Genomic DNA, 15,466 nt, shown 5'->3' with positions numbered 1-15,466 from the left:
ATAAACATCAATACCCAACTCAAAAAAAAGAGTGGGTATTCCTCTTAAAAAAGGGATCCCTGCAATTGCTCTTCGGTCTCAATGAGGTGCAATTTTTCCAAACGATACTGCATTGCCTCTGCTGAAACCTCGAAAATCGCTGCCAGGTCTTTGGCGACTTTGGGGCGGACGCTGTCCGGGTAAAGGGAGTTCTGGCGCAACTCTTCCATCTCCTTGAAAACGTTCTGCGGTCCGCTGTCCGGTCCGAACATCTTCTCCCACTCCTGCAATATAAGTGACTGCGGCATAAGGAGAAGTTTGGCATAAATATCCGCCTGGATTTCTTTCTGCTCTTTGCGTTTTTTCGGATGCTCTTCGCTTTTTCGGTAAACAGAATACTCTTTGGGAGCATCACCATCAAACAAATCATCCATCTTGTAAGCAGCAAGGATTTCCGGCAGATGAAGCCGTATATGTCCGACCTCGTGAGCAAGGGAGAAATGGAAACGCCCCGCTTGCTTGTGGTTATTGTACGGTGGATACGGATAGATGCAAGGATTGACCCGCATCGTGATTTTTCCATTTTTATCCACTGAAGAATGAGCAAGGATGTCATCATCCGGGAACTCTGCCGTTTCTGGACAGATGCCGTAGACAAACTCCAACAAATCCTCAATCGGCACGGGTGCGGTCAACGGTTTTCCGTATTTTTCCGTGAACTCCGCCAAAAGAGAAAGAGTGTCTTCTTCTATGATATTATCGGCAATATAGGCCATGCGTCACTCATCGCCTTTCTTTTCTGCCGGTGCATTTTCAGCCTGAACAAAATTCATAAATGTCCGCACTTTATCAAGTTGCTCCTTGGAGAGACCGCTTGCAGTACGGAGAAAATCCGCCATTATTTGCGGTTTCTCCTTGATGATGGTATCCAGCTCCGGATCGATTTTATTTCCGAGAGCAAGTAATTCATCAACATTGGTCCCCAATTTCAGAGCCATTGATTTGAGCAGTTCGGCACTTGCCGGGAGTTCCCCGGTTTCTATTTTGGAAAGATAGGTAGGGCTGATTCCCAAGGCAATGGCAAACTGCCGCCCAGAGAAATTGCCGGGATCTGTTGCCCGCTTCTCTTCTCTCAAGGTGCGAATTCTATCGCCCAATGCTTTGCTGCCACCTGCCATATATCTATCCTTTGTTTAATTCTGTGTCTGTATGCATTTTATTGCTGTAATATTGATAAAATACTACACATTTTGAAAAAATCAAGAAAAAAAATAAAAATAGTGAGACAAATTCACGCTCTCCGGGAGAGAAACTTGTTAGAGACATCAACACAGGAGAAAAGTTATGCCCCATAAAAGAGACATCCCGGAAAACATCACTTTGGCGGTGCGTTTAATTATCGCAGTTATAAGGCGTAATAGCGGAAAACAGACTGGATATCAGGACGAAAGCACGCTTAATTATGTGGACAGCGAAGGAGACTATTTGTATGAAAAAAACTAATATTCAGGCAGAATTGGCACTGATTGATGCCGCAGACATCTCGGAACTCAAGGAGATGTTCCGGCAGGAGTTCGGGTTTGATATCCAAATCAGCAATGCAGAGACCATCAAACGGAGACTGCAGTACAGGGTGCAGGAAAATATCTGCGGTGGACTTACGGATGCTGAACTTGCCACCCTTGACCGGATTGCTGATGAAGAGGAATGCCGTGACCGCAAAAGCGGTAAAACGCTGAAAACATTTCTGCCGGGGACACGGCTCGTCCGGCAATACAAAGGGCAGAATTATGAAGTCACGGTTGGTGAAGCCGGAACTTTTATCTATGGCGGAGAGACCTACAGTTCCCTCTCTGCCATAGCGGAAAAAATAACAGGAACCCACTGGAACGGTAAAAGATTTTTCGGAGTATAATTTATGGAACAACAGAAAAAACGGTGCATAGTGTACACCCGCAAAAGCCACGAAGAGGGTTTGGACCAGGCGTTTAACAGCTTGGATGCCCAGCGTCAGGCTTGTGAAAGTTACATACAAAGTCAGCAGTTCAATGGCTGGGAGCTGATGCCCAAGCGGTATGATGACGGAGGGTTCTCCGGCGGTACGCTGGAACGTCCGGCACTCAAGGAGCTGCTGGCTGACATTGAAGCAGGAAATGTTGATGTGGTGGTCATATACAAAATTGACCGTCTGTCACGCTCCCTGGTGGATTTTGCCGAACTGCAAAGCAGATTTGAAAAACATGGAGTGAGCTTTGTCAGCGTCACCCAGCAAATTGATACAAGCGGCTCCACCGGCAGAATGATGCTCAATATTCTGATGACCTTCGCACAATATGAACGGGAGATCATCGCAGATCGTATCCGCGACAAAATGGCTGCGACACGGAAGCAGGGGAAATTCGCAGGTGGCACATTACCATACGGTTACAAATCAGAAAACAAGAAAATGGTTGTCCGCCAGGATGAAGCAGAGGTACTGAAACGCATATTCCAGCGTTACCTTGAAATACAGTCCCCCAAGCAGATTGCTATGGAATTGAACAGCAACGGGTTACGAATAAGAACCGGGCGCGAGTGGAACACTTCCCACATCTACCGCCAGTTAAACTCCTATGCCTGCATCGGCAAGGTAGAATATAAAGGGCAGATTTATGACGGGGAGCATGAAGCCATAATACCGCTGGAAACATGGAATGAGGTTCAGCGGTTGCTGAAAATCAATGCCGCCACCCCCAAGGGGGGCAAGACCCGCGAATCGGTAAATGCTCCGCTGAAGGGAATACTGCGTTGCGGACACTGCGGTTGTGCAATGATGCCGCATTATGCCAGAAAAAGCGATGGGCGGAAATACTACTATTATATATGTCAAAAAGATTCCAAACGCGGCAAAGCAGACTGCCCCGTTCACCGCATCCCCGGCTCTGACATAGAAAACCTTGTGATGGATGAGCTTGGCAAGATTTTCCGGTCAGAAACATTCAGACAGCTTATCCGCCAGCAAGGCATTACCGCCGGAATGCTTGATGAGCAGTTTTCTGATATGGGGAATTTCTGGGATGGGTTGTATCCAGCCGAGCGGCAGAAGCTGCTCCATCTTATGATCGATAAGGTAACAGTGTACGGCGAGAGCCTTGATATAGAAGTCAAGACCGCCGGAATCCAATCAATATATGAGGAAATTGAAAATGAGCAAGTACAGCCTGATGAAGAACGGTAATATCAAAATTACGCTGAAAGTAAAATTGACACGGCAGTCCGGGCGAACCAGAATCTTTGATGCCCAGGAGAAAAAAATAGATATCCGGACGGTTGCCGCATTCGCCAAGGCACGGCGGTGGCAACAATGGATCGATGAAGGAAGATTTTCCAGCACCCTGGAGTTGGCAAAACACCTCGGGATGGATAGTTCCTATATCGCCAGAACTATCCGGCTCAATAATGTCTCCCCCCGCATCGTGCGGAGTTTTATCAACGGCACTGCACCATCCGGGCTGTCTCTGACAAAACTGATTCAACCGCTCCCCGCATCATGGGAAGAGCAGGAAAAAATGTTTGGTTACCAAATGGTCTGACAAACAGTCCTTTTTCCTTGCCCCCGGGCTCGCCACCCGGGGGATTTTTTTTGCCCTTGTTTCCGGGGCAAGTTTCCATTCTGCCGGAAAACGGAAACGAAACAAAAGGAAACATAAAAATTTTTAACACTGATATTCAATGAGATACAACTTTTTTTAATATTCTTCTGCTGATTTGTGGAAACAACTGCCGGTTTGTGCCGGAACAGCGCACGGTGCGAGGTTCCGGGAAACACGAACCAGGAGTTGTCCTATGCAAGAAAAACAAAAAGTTGTTTCCGTCATCGCTGATCCGATCCCGGAAGAAGTCCGCAAGCACATTGAAGCCACCGCCAGGGCTATGATTGGACATAGCAACCTGACCCAAGATGATTTTCAGGATATCTGCCAGGAAATCTCTATGGAGGTAGTGAAAGCGGCCCCCAACTATAATCCTGAAAAATGCAGCTATTACACTTTTGCTCAAGCTGTGGTAAAGCAATTCCGCAGCCGAATTTTCCGCTATCGGATGCGGCATGGAATGGATGTCCCTGCCATTTTCCTGGATGAGAAGGTGAAGAGCGATGAGAGCGGAGACATTACCGTTTTTGATGTGTATTGCAATCAGCTTTCTGAAGCCGAAGAACGCCGGGAAGAAGTCCTTGCTGAAGTCCGGAAGATTGTCTCCACCCTTTCCGAAAAACAGCGCCAGATCTGCATTCTGATCATGGATGGGTATGACCTGTACGAAATTCTGGAGAAACTCAATATTTCAAGACCCACCTACTACCGGTACTTTGCCCAAATCCAAACAAAATTCAAAAAAAATCCATTTTTTTCAAAAAACAGTGAGACAAAATGAGCCCTTCCGGGAGAGAAACTGGGCAGAGACAAATTTGAACCTTAAGAGGTACACAATGGAAAACATCAAAAACATCATTCTCGACGTTCCGGCAAATGAATATCACGCCGCGTCAAAGGCCGGGAGATTTCTCAGCAGTCATCTGCTTGGCGATTTCCGCTCCTGTCCCCAGCTCTACTTCAAAAAGATGCAGGGGGAAGTCAAAGAGTCCGAATCTTCGGCATTCACCATCGGCAGAGCTGCTCACGCTCTGATTCTGCAAGGCAAGCAGGAATTTGACCGTGAGTTCATGGTTTCCGAAGGTCCGGTAAATCCGAAAACCGGCAATGCCTATGGGCGCAGCACCAAGGCGTATGCGGAATGGGCAAGCGGTCTTGACCGTGATGTCATCTCCGGCGATGATTTCGGATTCATCTCCAAACTGCAAAAATCAGTTTTGAGTCATCCCTTCGCAGCAGAACTGCTCTCCTCCGGATTTGCCGAAGGTACGGTCAGAGCTGAATATGCAAAAGAGCCGTGCCAGATCAGAATGGACTTCTACAATGACCGCTATGGCATCATCGACCTGAAGACCTGCGATGATCTGAAATGGTTTGAATCCGACTTCAAACGCTATGGCTACGGTTATCAACTGGCATTCTACCGGGCAATCCTCCGGGTACGCCTTGGCAAAAATGTTCCCTGTCATGTCATCGCCGTGGAAAAACGCGAACCCTATCGTTGCGGCGTTTGGAAGATTTCAGCCGAAGCTCTGGACTTTGCAGAAGTGGAAAACATTGCCGCCATTGAACGGCTGCATGAGTGCCGTAAAAACTCTGTCTGGCCCACCGGCTATGAAGAGATCCGTGTTATCGACTCCATTTAACCTATATAATATAAAGGAAAAAATATGTCTATTCTTGAGACTATCCAGTCCGGCAAAGAAAGCAAACCGCCCCGTCTGATGATTTACGGTCAGGAGGGAATCGGAAAATCAACTTTCGCTGCTGCCGCCCCCAATCCAATCTTTATTCAGACCGAAGATGGTCTGGGCGAGATCAACTGCAAAAAGTTCCCGCTTGCTAAAACCTATGATGAGGTCATGGCGGAACTCACAGCTCTCCGTGATGAACCGCACGATTTTCAGACCGTTGTCATTGACTCGGCAGACTGGCTTGAAAAATTGATCTGTGAAGACATCTGCCGTGAATACTGCGTCAAGACCATTGACCGTGTTCCCGGAAAATTTGGAACCGGCAACACCTATGTTACAGCACGCTGGGGAGAGGTTCTTGACCTGCTTCAGGAACTCCGTGATACCCGTGGTATTATGCCGATTCTGGTCGCTCATGCCAAGGTGGAAACTTTCCGTGATCCGGAAAATACATCTTATGACCGCTATACTCCAAGGCTGCTTGCCAATGCCGCAGCTCTCATTGTGGAGTGGTGTGATGGGGTATTCTTTGCCAGCAAAAAACTGCGCGTGACCAAAGAATCTTCCGGATTCAACACAGAACGCGGGATTGCATCTGCCATCGGTGCGGAAGGTGGAGAACGCTATATCAAAACTATTGGCGGTCCGGCTTGCACAGCAAAAAACAGATTTGGTCTTCCCGGAGAACTGCCGCTTTCCTGGCAGGCATTTCTGGACGCCTATCGTAACGGAGTGCAGGAGTAATTATGAAAAATCAGATTATTACCCTGGACTTCCAAGTGGAGTGTGACCGCTGCCATCATCCTATCCGAGCCGGAGAAAAATGCTCCGTTTCAATGAATCCACGGACTGGTAATGCCTACTTCTGTCATCTGCACTGCCCAACAGCCTGTGCCAACAGAAAGTGCCGCCCCCAGTCCCCCGTCAATACAAAAGTCATCGCATACGCATAAAATAAGGAGAAAAAACTATGCCTGCACTTACTTTCAATGCCAACAATGTCGCCCCGTCCACCGGATTTGATGCCATCCCTGCCGGAAAATATCAGGCTGTGATTTCGCAGTCCAGCATCAAAGCTACCCGGAATGGAGCGGGCAGTTACCTTGAACTCACCTTTGATATTATCGATGGTGAATACAAAGGCCGTAAACTCTGGTCCCGCTTGAACATTGAGAACCCCAGTCAGAAAGCTGTTGCCGTTGCCCAGAGTGAACTTTCTGCCATCTGCCATGCAGTCGGCGTATTGGAATTGTTCCAGTCTGAACAGCTCCATGATCTGCCCATGACCATCACTGTCCGCTGCGTCAAAAATCCGGACACTGATGAGATGTCAAATGAAATCAAGGGCTATGCCGCTCCGCAGACTGCCACCCCGGTCCGCAAAGCTCAAGCAGCTCCTCCGCCTGTTGCAAGCAATAATACTGCGCCGTGGAAACGCTGATGGAATGCGAACTGTATCTCCCATGGCCGCCAAGTAACAATACTTATTACCGCCATGTCGGACACCGGACTTTGTTGAGCCGGAAAGCTCACGCCTACCGGAAAGCAGTCCTGGGGATGCTGAAAGACCGTGTTCTGCCGGAATTCACCGGGGAGATAGAACTCTATGCGGAGTTTTATCCCCCGGACAAGCGGAAAAGAGACCTTGATAATTTGCTCAAAGGTCTCCAGGACACTCTTCAGCACGCCGGATTATTCCGCGATGACTCTCAAATTGTTCATCTTGACATTGTTAAAAAAGAACCGCACCGTCCTGATGGGCGGGCATATGTAAGGATCAAAGACTATGTTTTTCCAAACCAAATCCACCCGTTGCCGGATTGTCCGGGATTACCTTGACCGCCTGGATGATGATACTCTCCGCCTGGTCTGCTATATGTTTACCCAAGGATATACAGACTGGCAAATCCGCAGGCAGCTCCATTTGAGCCGTCCGAAATTCAGAGCTATCCGTGCTGAAATCGCCCAGGGGCTTCTGGACGCCGGAATCATCTTGCGGAGCGAGTGAAGATCATGCAATTACGCCAGTATCAGCAACAGGCAGTTGATGCCGTATATAAATATCTCCGGCGTTATGATGATAATCCATGCGTGGTGATTCCGACAGCCGGAGGTAAAACACCGATTCTGGCGACGATTGTAAAAGATGCCATACAGCAATGGGATGGCAGAGTAATGATTCTTTCCCATGTGAAAGAACTTCTGGAACAGGCTGTGGATAAGATCCATACGGTCTATCCGGAGTGCGATATCGGAATTTATTCCACCGGACTGAAAAGATGGGACACCGACAATAAATGCATTGTCGCCGGAATTCAGTCCGCATACCGAAATACGGATGGTTTTGGAAATTTTGATCTCATCATCGTGGATGAAGCGCACCTTATCCCGGAAAAGGGAGATGGGATGTACCGCAACTTTCTGCGACGGATGAAAGATCACAATCCTGAACTCCGCGTCATTGGGTTGACTGCAACCCCATACCGCCTGACCAGCGGTCCGATATGCGCCCCGGATAATATTCTCAATAAAATCTGCTTTGAGGTCGGCGTAAAGGAACTGCTTCAGCAAGGATTTTTATGCCCCTTGCGGAGTAAGGCTTCACGCCAGGAAATCGATGCCTCCGGACTTCATGTCCGTGCCGGAGAGTTTATTGAGTCGGAAGTTGATAAACTTATGAATACCGGAGATCTGGTTGCTCAAGCCTGTTCAGAGATTATTTCTTATGCCAGGGAAAGAAAAGCAGTAATCATTTTCTGCTGCTCAATAGATCATGCACAGAATGTTCTGGCTCACATCCGTAAACATGACAGCACTGCAGAAGCAGTCTTTGGAGATACCCTGCCATCGTTCAGAGCAGAAATACTGGAACGGTTCAAAGCAGGGAAAATCAAATTCCTGGTAAATGTCGGAGTTCTGACTACCGGATTTGATGCTCCGAATATTGACTGCGTGGTATTGCTGCGGCCGACAGCATCTCCCGGTCTCTACTATCAGATGGTAGGAAGAGGTTTCCGTTTGCACCCGGATAAAAAGGATTGCCTTGTCCTTGATTTCGGCGGCAACATAGAACGGCACGGCCCAGTGGACTCAATACAGGTCGAACCCAAAGCAGATCGAGAAGAGCCTTTGGGAAAAACCTGTCCCAAGTGCCGGGAAGTAGTTCCGACAGCAGCAATGCTCTGCCATGTATGCGGTCACTCCTTTATTAAGGAAAAAGCAGAATCGGAAGAACGGGAAATCGGTCATGACGCAGCTCCTGCCAAAGTGGCGATTCTTTCCGGAGAAATCACTGATACGGAATATGCAGTTCAGTCTGTCAGATATTCCGTGCATGAGAAACGGAATGCAGAACCGGGCGCTCCCAGAACGATGAAGATTGAATACCGGATCAATATGCTTCAAAGTTTTTCAGAATGGATATGCCCGGAGCATGGCGGATATGTCAAACTGAAATTTATCCGCTGGTGGAGAAAACACGCTCCCGGATGTGACCTGCCGCACGATGCACAAGATGCTGTATGGCTTGCCACAGAGGGTGCGTTGGAGTGGCCGACTCACATAACGGTCAGAACAGTTTCAGGGGAAAAATACCCGAAGATAATCGGATACCGGTATCCGGAAAAACAGCAGGATCTGCCAAGCTTGGATGAGATCCCTTTCTAAAATGATTTCAAGGAGAATAATACAATGGAAAAAATAATGTTCAAAGCAATGTATGGTGATAAGGCAGTCAGAATGGTTCTTGATGATGACGGACTGAGATTCATTATCCGCGATGTCTGCGATATTCTCGGATACAACAATCCCAACCGGATTCTGAACCGTCTCGGCAATACGCGCCGGGAATATGCAAAACTGAAAACTGATGGCGGCATTCAGAATGTCCGACTGGTCACCGATGATGAAGTCTGCAAACTGCTCTGTAACGCCAGGACCAGAGCGACTCCTGCCTTTGCCGACTGGTACTTTGATACCTTGAGTCCCCTTTCTAAAATGTTCAACAGGAGATGCTGCAAGTGAGTATTGAAACCGGAATTGCGGAAGAATACCTTGCCGCAAAACTTTCCGTTCTCCCGGCTGTCAGGGAAAAGAAATGTCCGGCAGTCGGAAAATGGAAAGTTTGGCAAGAGCGTCTTCCTACGGATGTTGAGATCCGTGCCTGGTTTGCCAACAGACACGATGCCATCTGCCTTATCTGCGGTAAGATTTCCGGTAATCTTGAAATCCTGGACTTTGATAATCACGGTGAACTGTTTCCGAAATGGAAAGAGTTGATACCACAGGAACTCTATGAAAAACTGGTCATCGAGCAGACTCCCTCCGGCGGTTTCCATGCAGCATATCGTTGCAGCGATGAGATATGCGGTAATCTGAAACTTGCCCAGGGAGAGCGTGACGGCAAGCTTGTCACTCTCATTGAAACCCGTGGCAATGGCGGTCTTTTTCTCTGTTATCCGACAGAGGGATATACGCTTAAACAGGCGGCGTTTACAAGTTTACAGATTTTATCATCTGATGAACGCAAGCAGCTTTTTGATGCAGCATACTCTCTGAATGAGAAAACGCAGGGCGAAGCAAAAGAACCGCCTGACATCACCGACAGCGATCTCTTTGAAGAGCGACCGGGGGATGACTTTAATGAACGCGGAGATATCCGTGACCTGTTGATTTGCCACGGCTGGACTCCCGTCCGGGTGGATGACGGCAACGAGTATTTCAGGCGTCCGAACAAAAGCGGTACAGGCTGGTCGGCAAGTCTCAAGGACAGAGTGTTTTATGTCTTTACTTCAAACGCTTATCCTTTTGAACCGAACAAGGCATATTCTCCATTCAATGTCTATACTCTCCTGGAACATAACGGAGACTATACCGCCGCCGCCAATACACTGTTGCAATACGGCTACGGCAAGGCAAGGGAAACTCCGTTGGTAAACTTATCCCCATTCCTGTCGCAAGTCTGCTCTGCCGCACCTTTGCCCCCCCTGCAAAGCTCTATCCGTTCATTGGATAAACTGATGACAGAATTCCCGGAAATGAAACCGGTTCTGATCCACGGTCTGCTCCGTATCGGTGAAACGATGAATATTATCGCTCCGCCGAAAACAGGAAAGAGTTGGCTGGTAACAGATCTTGCCGCAGCAGTTGCGACCGGATCACCGTGGTTTGGCTATCCGTGTGAACAGGGCAAAGTCCTGATTATTGACAATGAGCTGCATCCGGAAACATCGGCAAACCGTATTCCAAAGGTAATCAATGCCCGGAACTACCCCATGAGCATCGTGCAGAGAAATCTGTTCGTGGAAAATCAGCGGGGATTCTTGCGGAGCATTTATGACCTGAAATCACGCTTGGCAGAAATCAAAGAGCATGGGTTCAAACTCATTATCATTGACGCATTCTACCGGGCAATGCCAGCCGGGATGGAGGAGAATGACAATGCAAAGATGGCAGAAATCTATAACCGTCTTGACAGTTATGCTGCTGAACTCAATTGCGCATTTGTCCTGATCCATCATACAAGCAAAGGAAATCAGGCAAATAAAAGTGTCACCGATGTCGGAGCTGGCGCTGGCTCTCAATCCCGTGCCGCTGACGCCCATATCATCTTGCGCCGTCATACAGAGGAAGACGCCGTAGTGATGGACGCCGTGGTAAGAAGCTTTCCTCCGGTCATGCCTATCGGTCTGCGTTGGAACTATCCGCTGTGGAACTATGATATGTCCCTGGATACCGATGCACTTGATGGAAAACTGGAGGAAGTTCTCCCCCGGGCAGAGAAAAAAGATATCACTGATGAAGCAGAAGAAGCAGCAGCTCTTCTTGCCACGCCCATGCCAAAAACAGAATTCATTGCACTGATCCAAACAAAAATGGATACATCAAGGAATCACGCCAGAGATATTCTTGACTGTGCAAAAGTTCTGGAACTGGTGCGGGAATCTTATGAGAACGATCCCCAGAACCCCAAGCGGAATCTGAAACTCATTTCTCCCAATTAAGTCCTTGCAAAAAAAGTCCGGATGCGTCCCTCGGAGGATGCTTTGCCGTCCTTTGTTAAAAAACCCCCTTTTATAGGGTTTTTTACAAAGCGGCAGAGCTTCCGTGACGCCGGGGGATTTTTGAAAGCGGAAAAAGCAAAAAAGAGACTGAAAAAAAGCAAATTTGGCAAAACGCAAAGAATGGAGCAGAAAATATGAAATACCAAGAAGTCTGGATTGATGTCCCCGCAACTGCCGGGAGATATCAAATCAGCAATAAAGGCCGTCTCCGGCAGATAGCAAAAAAAGTCCGCCTGGGGAAAACAACCAGAACACTTCACACAGATACGCTTATTCCGTTGCTATTGGACTACCGCACGGGAGAGCTTGGATGGCACGTCTATTTTGATGGGGAAAAGCACTTTTGGCCGAGAGATGAAATGTTGAAATTCTTTTATACAGTCCCAACGGAAATAAATCCGGCAGATGAGGAGCAGGCAAAAGAATTATATAACAGCACCTATCGTCCGGAACTTGCCACAAGGCAGAACGCCCTGCAAACAGTATGACACTCAACACATAAGGAACAACTGATATGCAGAACTCTAATAATGAACCGCTTGCCTGGTGCGCCCACTGCAGGAAATGGACTCCTATGAAATGGTTGCCGAAACATGAGCGTGGCAAACAGGCAGAATCATGGTTCCAGTGTGCCGTATGCTCCGGGCGCAATCTCACTTTGCGTTACATTTCAGAGCGTGAAGCGGTAGCAAAGAACCGTGCAGCAAGCAAAATCCAATAAACGCAAAGTTTGGGGCGTTTACCGCGTTTTACGCTCAACGCAGAGTCTGTCATGGTATTGCGGATCATCTGCGACAGCGCGCGTTCCTGGGGGCGTTCTGGGCGTTAATATATGCCTATTTCGCAGCCCAAATTCGGAGCAAAATAGCACGTACCCCAAAAATCGGCCCTGGAAACACCCCCGGGGCCACGGTTCCCCCCTATGGAAAACCCTGTAGAGGGCGGCGGAAGGACTCCCGGACCCCAGCAGAGTTTCCGCAAACGTCCGTGGAAAACTCAAGTCCTTGTATTTTGAACTCAAATTTAATTTATGAAAGGCATTTTATGCAAATTGTCAATATGAAAATTACGGATGTCCGTCCGTATGAAAAAAATCCCCGGTTCAACGATGATGCAGTAGAGGCTGTTGCCAATTCCATCCGTGAATTCGGCTGGCGTGCGCCAATCGTTGTTGATAAGGATATGGTCATCATCTGCGGTCACACGCGGCTCAAAGCGGCAAAAAAGCTCGGTCTGGAAGAAGTGCCGGTACATATCGCATCGGATCTTTCTCCGGAGCAGATTCAGGCATACCGCATTGCAGATAACAAAACTGGAGAGATTGCAGAGTGGAACTATGAATTGCTTCCTCTGGAACTCCGGGAACTGCAGGAGTCTGAATTTGATCTTTCGCTCCTGGGTTTTGATACGGAAGAACTTGACCGTATGCTCAACGGCTCTGATGATAATACCGTGACCGAGGGGGAAACAGAAGCAGATGCTGTCCCGGAAGTCCCGGAAATCCCCAAGAGCAAGCGTGGGGAAAAATATCAGCTCGGCGACCATATTCTGCTTTGCGGAGACAGTACCGTACCGGATGATATTGCCAAACTCATGGGTGATGAGCAGGCAGATCTCTATCTGGTCGATCCCCCTTACAATGTTGCTCTGGAAGGTTCAAATGGTCTGACCATTCAAAATGACAATATGTCCGACAGCAAATTCCGGGAATTTCTTACCAAGGCATTTTCCTGTGCTGCGGATGTTCTGAAACCCGGCAGTGCATTCTATATCTTCCACTCGGATTCCGAATCCTGCAATTTCCGTCTGGCGTCAGGAGATACGGACTTGGAAGTGCATCAGACGCTCTACTGGGTCAAAAACGCTTTTGTCCTGGGGAGATTTGATTACCACTACCAATCAGAGAGTTGCTTGTATGGATGGAAACCCGGTGCGGCTCACAGATGGTATTCCGACCGCTGTCAGACCAATATTCTGAATTTTGACAAACCCAAGCATAACGATGTCCACCCCTCAATGAAGCCGGTGGATATGCTGGTCTATCTGATTCAGAACTCTTCAAAGCGTGGAGAATTGGTTTTGGATAACTTCGGTGGCAGTGGCTCTACGCTCATTGCCTGTGAGCAGACCGGACGCAAATGCCGTATGATCGAGCTGGATGAAAAATATGTGGATGTCATCCGCAAACGCTGGGCAGAGTTCACTCACGGTGAAGGCTGTGACTGGGAATCTCTGACTCCGGCAATCAATAAAAAGGAAAATATCAATGCTTAAAACTTCTGAATGGGTTTCTCTCGGCCACCCTGACAAAATCGCCGATTATATTTCCTGCTATCTCTTGGACCGCCACCTTGACCGTGATCCCTATACCCGATTTGCGGTGGAAGTACAGATCAAAGATAACCATGTCACTCTCGGCGGAGAAGTTACCAGCAAAGCCAACTACTCCCCGGAGGATATTGCCGCCTTTGTCCGAGCTGCGGTAAATCAGATTGGCTATACCCCTGAATATCAGAAACGCTGGGGAAAAGAAAATACCATCTGCGGTGATGACCTTATCGTTACACAACACATCGGTCAGCAATCTCCTGACATTGCCCAGGGGGTAGATGCTGACGGATATGGAGACCAAGGCATCTTTCACGGTATGGCGGTCAACTCCCCGGCTACGGATTATATGCCGGAAGACTGGTATCTGGCAAAGAAAATCGGCAAGCATCTGTATGACATCCGCTATGCCGGACTTGACATCAAAACGCAGGTGACCTTGCGTGACAGCAAGCCGGAGGAAATCGTTGTTGCCATTCCGATGCAGATGAAACACAGTACGCAGGATATTGCCAATGCGGTACAGTGGTGCTGTGGCGGAAACCGCGATTACAAACTCATTGTCAACGGTACGGGCAGATTTGTGAAGCACGGTCCAATCGGAGATTGCGGAACTACCGGCAGAAAATTGGCGGTGGATTTCTATGGCGGTAACTGCGTAATTGGCGGAGGCAGTCCGTGGACAAAGGATGGCACGAAGGCGGATTTGAGTCTGAATCTGCTTGCCAGAGCGCGAGCAGTATCCTACATCAAAGAACATCCGGACTGCCCGGAAGTTCACTGCGCCATCTCCTGCCGCATCGGTTCTCCTGAAATCCTTGTTGTCTTTACCGACAAATCCGGAAATGAATTGCTCTCTTACCGTGAAACGATTACTCCGGCAGAAGTTATCAAAGAGTTCCGTCTGCGTGAACCGCGTTTTGCTGATATGTGCAGAAACGGATTGTTTTCATGATTGCGGCATTTACCTGGTGCATTACAGCATTGAGCCTGACCGGAACGATTCTCAACGTAAAAAAGAACAGTCTCTGCTTCTGGCTGTGGGCTGTCGGCAATACGGCATGGTTGCTGTATGACCTGTGGCTGGGAACATACAGCAGAGCTGCACTTGATGTAGTTCAGCTTGCCTTTGCCGTGTGGGGCATTTTTGCGTGGAAAAAGAAAGTCCCCTCAACTTGAGGGGTACTTGTCGGCTACTTGTAGGGTGAACTTGTAGGGTCAGCTTGTCCGCTACTTGTCCGGTGAGCTTGTCCGGTTATCCGGCATATTCAAATTTGCCTTTGACCGAACTCTTGACGAAGCGGGGATTTTCCTTGATTTTCATTTCGCGGAAGATGCTGCCGTAGAGAGTTTGCTCCGGAGTTTTGCAGTCCGTGGGGATCCACAGCCCGGAGTCGGTGGCGGCTTTGACCATTTCCCGGGTGTTCATTGGTTCTCCGCTTTGCTTGAGAACTTCCACTGCCGCATCCATGAGGGAGAGCTTTTTCTCTTTCTTGGGTGCGGTGGTGCATTCCGGCGCAGGGTTCGGAGCTTCTTCCTGTTCTTCGACAGGCTCGATGCTGACGGTCGGCACTTTGATGCGTGCACTTGGCATCATAAACTCTTTGCCGGATGCGATGCTTTTTACCCAGTAGGCATCGCCATCCGCCATAGCTTTGAGGATTTCCACTTCTACCGCATTGCGTCCGACCTTGAGGATCACTTTGCTGCCGACTTTGATTTCAGATGTTCCGTTCATTTTCTATCTCCTTATATTGTTGACTATGAGCAT

General features: G+C 48.5%; 18 protein-coding genes. 15 read left to right on the top strand and 3 right to left on the bottom strand.

Going from position 1 to position 15,466, the window contains the following annotated elements; genetic code table 11:
* Nucleotides 1–44: 44 nt before the first annotated feature.
* Nucleotides 45–755 carry an ImmA/IrrE family metallo-endopeptidase gene (locus C8D82_RS14455; protein ID WP_116884997.1) on the bottom strand — a complete coding sequence of 237 codons (711 nt, stop codon included), beginning with the start codon at nt 753–755 and terminating at the stop codon, nt 45–47.
* Nucleotides 756–758: 3 nt separating this feature from the next.
* Nucleotides 759–1,157: a helix-turn-helix domain-containing protein gene (locus C8D82_RS14450; RefSeq protein WP_116884996.1), complete on the bottom strand. Its 399-nt coding sequence runs from the start codon at nt 1,155–1,157 to the stop codon at nt 759–761.
* Nucleotides 1,158–1,468: 311 nt separating this feature from the next.
* On the opposite strand from C8D82_RS14450, the gene C8D82_RS14445 reads away from it, so the two are divergent.
* The 15 genes from C8D82_RS14445 (at nt 1,469) to C8D82_RS14375 (ending at nt 14,874) form a co-directional block, all read left to right on the top strand.
* Nucleotides 1,469–1,894: a DUF2924 domain-containing protein gene (locus tag C8D82_RS14445; RefSeq protein WP_165833099.1), complete on the top strand. Its 426-nt coding sequence runs from the start codon at nt 1,469–1,471 to the stop codon at nt 1,892–1,894.
* Between the two features lie 3 nt (nt 1,895–1,897).
* Nucleotides 1,898–3,196 (top strand): recombinase family protein, encoded by a 1,299-nt coding sequence (locus C8D82_RS14440; RefSeq protein WP_116884994.1) that lies wholly within the window; start codon nt 1,898–1,900, stop codon nt 3,194–3,196.
* On the top strand, nt 3,165–3,551 hold the full coding sequence (locus tag C8D82_RS14435) for a hypothetical protein (RefSeq protein ID WP_116884993.1): 387 nt from the start codon (nt 3,165–3,167) through the stop codon (nt 3,549–3,551). The genes C8D82_RS14440 and C8D82_RS14435 overlap by 32 nt, the downstream gene beginning before the upstream one ends.
* 253 nt (nt 3,552–3,804) lie before the next feature.
* A complete protein-coding gene (locus tag C8D82_RS14430; RefSeq protein ID WP_116884992.1) occupies nt 3,805–4,392 on the top strand; it encodes a sigma-70 family RNA polymerase sigma factor in 588 nt (195 codons plus the stop codon).
* Nucleotides 4,393–4,447: 55 nt separating this feature from the next.
* Complete coding sequence (locus C8D82_RS14425; RefSeq protein ID WP_165833098.1) at nt 4,448–5,257, top strand: PD-(D/E)XK nuclease-like domain-containing protein; 810 nt, start codon at nt 4,448–4,450, stop codon at nt 5,255–5,257.
* Nucleotides 5,258–5,281: 24 nt separating this feature from the next.
* Complete coding sequence (locus C8D82_RS14420) at nt 5,282–6,049, top strand: ATP-binding protein (protein ID WP_116884990.1); 768 nt, start codon at nt 5,282–5,284, stop codon at nt 6,047–6,049.
* A gap of 226 nt (nt 6,050–6,275) precedes the next feature.
* A complete protein-coding gene (locus tag C8D82_RS14415; protein ID WP_116884989.1) occupies nt 6,276–6,746 on the top strand; it encodes a DUF669 domain-containing protein in 471 nt (156 codons plus the stop codon).
* Nucleotides 6,746–7,144, top strand: a complete 399-nt coding sequence (locus C8D82_RS14410) for a RusA family crossover junction endodeoxyribonuclease (RefSeq protein WP_116884988.1) — start codon at nt 6,746–6,748, stop codon at nt 7,142–7,144. The genes C8D82_RS14415 and C8D82_RS14410 overlap by 1 nt, the downstream gene beginning before the upstream one ends.
* Nucleotides 7,145–7,318: 174 nt before the next feature.
* Entirely contained in the window at nt 7,319–8,971 is a 1,653-nt protein-coding gene (locus tag C8D82_RS14405; protein ID WP_116884987.1) for a DEAD/DEAH box helicase, read from the top strand.
* A gap of 24 nt (nt 8,972–8,995) precedes the next feature.
* Nucleotides 8,996–9,328, top strand: coding sequence for a BRO family protein (locus C8D82_RS14400; protein ID WP_116884986.1), 333 nt, complete (start codon nt 8,996–8,998; stop codon nt 9,326–9,328).
* The gene (locus C8D82_RS14395) at nt 9,325–11,307 is read left to right on the top strand and encodes an AAA family ATPase (RefSeq protein ID WP_165833097.1); all 1,983 of its coding nucleotides are present in this window, start codon (nt 9,325–9,327) and stop codon (nt 11,305–11,307) included. The genes C8D82_RS14400 and C8D82_RS14395 overlap by 4 nt, the downstream gene beginning before the upstream one ends.
* Before the next feature lie 194 nt (nt 11,308–11,501).
* The gene (locus C8D82_RS14390; protein ID WP_116884984.1) at nt 11,502–11,855 is read left to right on the top strand and encodes an NUMOD4 domain-containing protein; all 354 of its coding nucleotides are present in this window, start codon (nt 11,502–11,504) and stop codon (nt 11,853–11,855) included.
* Nucleotides 11,856–12,411: 556 nt separating this feature from the next.
* Entirely contained in the window at nt 12,412–13,641 is a 1,230-nt protein-coding gene (locus C8D82_RS14385; protein ID WP_116884983.1) for a DNA modification methylase, read from the top strand.
* Nucleotides 13,634–14,650, top strand: coding sequence for a methionine adenosyltransferase domain-containing protein (locus C8D82_RS14380; RefSeq protein WP_116884982.1), 1,017 nt, complete (start codon nt 13,634–13,636; stop codon nt 14,648–14,650). The genes C8D82_RS14385 and C8D82_RS14380 overlap by 8 nt, the downstream gene beginning before the upstream one ends.
* A complete protein-coding gene (locus C8D82_RS14375) occupies nt 14,647–14,874 on the top strand; it encodes a hypothetical protein (RefSeq protein WP_116884981.1) in 228 nt (75 codons plus the stop codon). Before C8D82_RS14380 ends, C8D82_RS14375 begins: the two co-directional genes overlap by 4 nt.
* Before the next feature lie 76 nt (nt 14,875–14,950).
* Here C8D82_RS14375 and C8D82_RS14370 read toward each other — a convergent pair whose 3' ends face one another.
* Nucleotides 14,951–15,433 (bottom strand): winged helix-turn-helix domain-containing protein, encoded by a 483-nt coding sequence (locus C8D82_RS14370; protein WP_116884980.1) that lies wholly within the window; start codon nt 15,431–15,433, stop codon nt 14,951–14,953.
* Between the last annotated feature and the right edge of the window lie 33 nt (nt 15,434–15,466).

This window comes from Victivallis vadensis, from assembly GCF_003096415.1.
Classification (GTDB): Bacteria; Verrucomicrobiota; Lentisphaeria; order Victivallales; family Victivallaceae; genus Victivallis; species Victivallis vadensis.
This window is presented reverse-complemented; position numbering and strand designations above follow the sequence as displayed.

Coding starts and splice junctions, on each gene's coding strand:
- C8D82_RS14455 (WP_116884997.1), bottom strand. CDS start 755: ATGGCCTATATTGCCGATAATATCATAGAAGAAGACACTCTTTCTCTT.
- C8D82_RS14450 (WP_116884996.1), bottom strand. CDS start 1,157: ATGGCAGGTGGCAGCAAAGCATTGGGCGATAGAATTCGCACCTTGAGA.
- C8D82_RS14445 (WP_165833099.1), top strand. CDS start 1,469: ATGAAAAAAACTAATATTCAGGCAGAATTGGCACTGATTGATGCCGCA.
- C8D82_RS14440 (WP_116884994.1), top strand. CDS start 1,898: ATGGAACAACAGAAAAAACGGTGCATAGTGTACACCCGCAAAAGCCAC.
- C8D82_RS14435 (WP_116884993.1), top strand. CDS start 3,165: ATGAGCAAGTACAGCCTGATGAAGAACGGTAATATCAAAATTACGCTG.
- C8D82_RS14430 (WP_116884992.1), top strand. CDS start 3,805: ATGCAAGAAAAACAAAAAGTTGTTTCCGTCATCGCTGATCCGATCCCG.
- C8D82_RS14425 (WP_165833098.1), top strand. CDS start 4,448: ATGGAAAACATCAAAAACATCATTCTCGACGTTCCGGCAAATGAATAT.
- C8D82_RS14420 (WP_116884990.1), top strand. CDS start 5,282: ATGTCTATTCTTGAGACTATCCAGTCCGGCAAAGAAAGCAAACCGCCC.
- C8D82_RS14415 (WP_116884989.1), top strand. CDS start 6,276: ATGCCTGCACTTACTTTCAATGCCAACAATGTCGCCCCGTCCACCGGA.
- C8D82_RS14410 (WP_116884988.1), top strand. CDS start 6,746: ATGGAATGCGAACTGTATCTCCCATGGCCGCCAAGTAACAATACTTAT.
- C8D82_RS14405 (WP_116884987.1), top strand. CDS start 7,319: ATGCAATTACGCCAGTATCAGCAACAGGCAGTTGATGCCGTATATAAA.
- C8D82_RS14400 (WP_116884986.1), top strand. CDS start 8,996: ATGGAAAAAATAATGTTCAAAGCAATGTATGGTGATAAGGCAGTCAGA.
- C8D82_RS14390 (WP_116884984.1), top strand. CDS start 11,502: ATGAAATACCAAGAAGTCTGGATTGATGTCCCCGCAACTGCCGGGAGA.
- C8D82_RS14385 (WP_116884983.1), top strand. CDS start 12,412: ATGCAAATTGTCAATATGAAAATTACGGATGTCCGTCCGTATGAAAAA.
- C8D82_RS14380 (WP_116884982.1), top strand. CDS start 13,634: ATGCTTAAAACTTCTGAATGGGTTTCTCTCGGCCACCCTGACAAAATC.
- C8D82_RS14375 (WP_116884981.1), top strand. CDS start 14,647: ATGATTGCGGCATTTACCTGGTGCATTACAGCATTGAGCCTGACCGGA.
- C8D82_RS14370 (WP_116884980.1), bottom strand. CDS start 15,433: ATGAACGGAACATCTGAAATCAAAGTCGGCAGCAAAGTGATCCTCAAG.